The organism is Rhodococcus sp. EPR-157 (assembly GCF_001647195.1).
In the GTDB taxonomy this organism is placed as follows: domain Bacteria; phylum Actinomycetota; class Actinomycetes; order Mycobacteriales; family Mycobacteriaceae; genus Rhodococcoides.
Window position 1 is genome coordinate 1 of sequence record NZ_LVCV01000615.1, and the last position, 3,114, is coordinate 3,114.

3 protein-coding genes and 1 pseudogene are annotated in these 3,114 nt (G+C 65.1%); 3 read left to right on the plus strand and 1 reads right to left on the minus strand.

Going from position 1 to position 3,114, the window contains the following annotated elements; genetic code table 11:
- From A2J03_RS31965 to A2J03_RS26575, 3 genes and pseudogenes are all read left to right on the plus strand, one after another.
- Nucleotides 1–87, plus strand: a pseudogene (locus tag A2J03_RS31965) (VOC family protein); the annotation flags it as partial.
- A 27-nt stretch (nucleotides 88–114) separates the two neighbouring features.
- Nucleotides 115–549, plus strand: coding sequence for an NUDIX hydrolase (locus A2J03_RS26570; protein WP_082898108.1), 435 nt, complete (start codon nucleotides 115–117; stop codon nucleotides 547–549).
- A 74-nt stretch (nucleotides 550–623) separates the two neighbouring features.
- Nucleotides 624–1,376: an isocitrate lyase/PEP mutase family protein gene (locus A2J03_RS26575; protein ID WP_068380297.1), complete on the plus strand. Its 753-nt coding sequence runs from the start codon at nucleotides 624–626 to the stop codon at nucleotides 1,374–1,376.
- Between the two features lie 56 nt (nucleotides 1,377–1,432).
- Here the strand turns inward: A2J03_RS26575 and A2J03_RS26580 are convergent.
- The coding region (locus A2J03_RS26580) for an AAA family ATPase (RefSeq protein ID WP_068380300.1) at nucleotides 1,433–3,114 on the minus strand (1,682 nt) is incomplete at its 5' end.

Here is a 3,114-nt window from a genome sequence, read left to right on the forward strand (position 1 = left end):
CTCTTCGGGTTCGCCGATCCCGACGGCAACACCTGGGCGGTCCAGCAGATGAAGGTGCGCGGGGAGAAGCCGCTGATTCCGCGGTAAATTCGGGGCGTGAGTGGAGCCTGCGGAATGAACCATCGGGGCGTGAGTGGAGCCTGCGCAAATAGTCGGATTCGCACTGCGGGGCTGGCGTTCGTCAGGGACCGTCGGATGCTTCAGGCTCGCTCGGTCGGTAAGTCGGCGTTCTACATGGCGGGCGGCAAGATCGACCCTGGTGAGACACCCGAGGAGGCGTTGCATCGGGAGATTCGCGAGGAACTCGATTCCGATGTGGTCGGTGTCGAGTTCCTCGGGCTGTTCGAGTCCGAGGCGTGGGGTCATCCGTCCGGAACTCCGCTGGAGCTTCATTGCTTTCGGGCGAATTTGGCGTCGGAACCCACGCCTACCAGCGAGATCGCCGAGATTCGCTTCTTCACTCGCGACGAGTATGCGGCGATGCCGTTCGTCGCTCCGGGGTCGTTGATGGTGTTCGACCGAATGAAGGAACTCGACCTGATCGATTGAAGGTGCTGCGTGGCTCGGGTAGGTTGAAATGCAGAGAACGCACGTTCTCTGCATTCGACCGCTAAGGAGCCTCAATGACGAGCTTGTCCCAGAAGGCCACAACCCTCCTCGAATTGCACAAGCCGGGTAACCCCGTCGTGCTCCCCACCGTGTGGGACGCGTGGTCGGCCAACCTTGCTGTCTCGGCAGGATTCGCTGCGCTCACCGTGGGCAGCCACCCAGTCTCGGATTCGATCGGAAAGCCCGACAACGAGGGCATCACGTTCGACGAACTGCTGGCGCGTATCTCCCAGATCAGCTCTGCCGTCGACGCTCCGCTGTCCGTGGACATCGAGTCGGGCTACGGCGAGGATCCCAAGCGGCTCATCGATGGCTTGATTTCGGCTGGCGCTGTCGGTCTCAACATCGAAGACACCGTCCACAGCGAAGGTGGCCGACTCCGTGAGGCGCAGGAGCACGCGGACTTCGTCGGCGCGCTGCGTGCCGCATCCGACGCGACCGACGTGCACGTGGTCATCAATGCGCGGACCGACCTGTTCGTCAAGCAGGTCGGTGACGAGAGCGACCGCGTCGACCGGGCAATTGCACGCTTGAAGCTCGCTGCCGATGCAGGCGCCGACTCTCTCTACCCCGTCGGCTTCCACAACGATGCGGACCACACCCGCCTCGCCGAGGAGCTCCCGTTGCCCATCAACGCAATCGCCAACCCCGTCGATGGCGATCTTGCGCACTTCGCGTCGCTGGGAGTGGGCCGCATCAGTTTCGGGCCGCTGTTCCAGGGTGCGCTCGCGGGGGAAGCCGCAAAGCTGCTCGCTCGCTGGAAGTAGGCGGCTCCGCCGCCAGTGGCACGGTTGAGTGCACCCAGGTGCACTTATTCGTGCCACTAGCGCGTAGCGCTGTAGGCCTTCAAATGTTCGACCTGCTCGGGATCCAGCGACGGACGGACCGTTCGGCGCGCAACCTCGACATCGGCGGCGGTGACGTCGGTGGCCTCCATGGACCGACGCATCGCAGTCAGGGCGGCCTCACGGAGCAGTGCCGAGCAGTCCGCAGCGGAATACCCGTCGAGCCCTTCGGCAAGCGAATCCAGATCGACGTCGTCCGCCAGCGGAATCGACTTGCCCGACGCCCGAAGGATGTCTTTGCGTGCGTCGGCATCCGGCGGTGGCACGAAGACCAGGCGTTCGAGACGGCCCGGTCTGAGCAGTGCGGGATCGATGAGATCGGGCCGGTTGGTGGCCCCGAGGACTACGACATCACGCAGTGGTTCGACGCCGTCCAGCTCGGTCAGGAGCGCCGCAACGACCCGATCTCCGACGCCGGAGTCCGAACTCTGTCCGCGTCGCGGTGCGAGTGCGTCGACTTCGTCGAGAAAGATCAGCGACGGTGCCGAGTCGCGTGCGCGTTGAAAGAGTTCGCGTACAGCCTTTTCCGAGGATCCGACCCACTTGTCCATCAGTTCGGCACCTTTGACCGCGTGCACGCTGAGTTGGCCTGAGCTGGCAAGCGCACGGACGAGGAAGGTCTTTCCGCATCCGGGTGGACCGTAGAGGAGCACGCCGCGGGGAGGCTCGATTCCCAAGCGCGAGAACGAGTCCGGATGCTGGAGCGGCCAGAGCACTGCCTCGGTGAGTGCCTGTTTGGTTTCGACCATGTCGCCGACATCGTCGAGAGTGATGCTTCCGATAGCCAATTCCTCTGCCCCCGAACGGGACAGCGGACGAATGACCTCGAGTGCGCCGAGGAGGTCTTGCTGGGTAATACGTGGATCCGAGCTATCCGAACTGGCCCGTGATGCTGCCCGCAGAGCTGCTTCTCGGACGAGCGCGGCCAGGTCGGCCACGACGAAACCTGGTGTTCGTGACGCGATCTCCCCGAGCGTCAGGCTGTCGGTCGGCGATGTACGGAGGAGATGATCGAGCAGCGCGGTCCTGCCTGCGCCATCCGGTAAGGACAGTGTGAGTTCGCGATCGCACAGGTCCTGAGCGCGAAGGCGGGCATCGGTGGATTCGGGGTGCGCAGTGGTGGCGACGAACGCAATCCCCGAGGTGTCGACTGCGCGCCTGAGCTGATCGAGGACGAGCGTCGACGCCGGTTCCGTCGACGCCGGAAGTAGTGCGTCGATGTCGGAGATCAGCAGAACCCCGCCCCCGGAGAGGCTGTCGACGGCCGAGGATATGGCGTCGACCCGCGCGGGGGCGTCGAGTGCGCCGATCGAGGGGCCGTCGAGTTCGGTGACGGGACGGCCGGCCAGAACCGCGCGCGCAAGCGTCGCCTTTCCGACACCGGCGGGACCGGTGATCAACACACCCAGGTGTGGCGATGCGCCGAGCTTCGCCAGGAGTTCGGCCTCGTCGAGCGCGAGCCGTAGCCACTCGGATAGCTTCGCCCGCTGCGCGCTCACTCCCACCAGTTCGGTGATGGGAACGGCAGTCGCCACCGTTCGGACAGGTGTCGGCGCCCCTGCTTCGCCCCACGCCACTGCCGAGTTGGGTTGCACGCTGACCGGTCCATCGGTCGGGTCCGTCGACGACACGGTCAGCAGCTCGGTGGGCCAGGCGACTC

What these genes read in the sequence shown, in the direction of transcription:
- A2J03_RS26570 (WP_082898108.1), top strand. Translation starts at nt 115, where the DNA reads ATGAACCATCGGGGCGTGAGTGGAGCCTGCGCAAATAGTCGGATTCGC.
- A2J03_RS26575 (WP_068380297.1), top strand. Translation starts at nt 624, where the DNA reads ATGACGAGCTTGTCCCAGAAGGCCACAACCCTCCTCGAATTGCACAAG.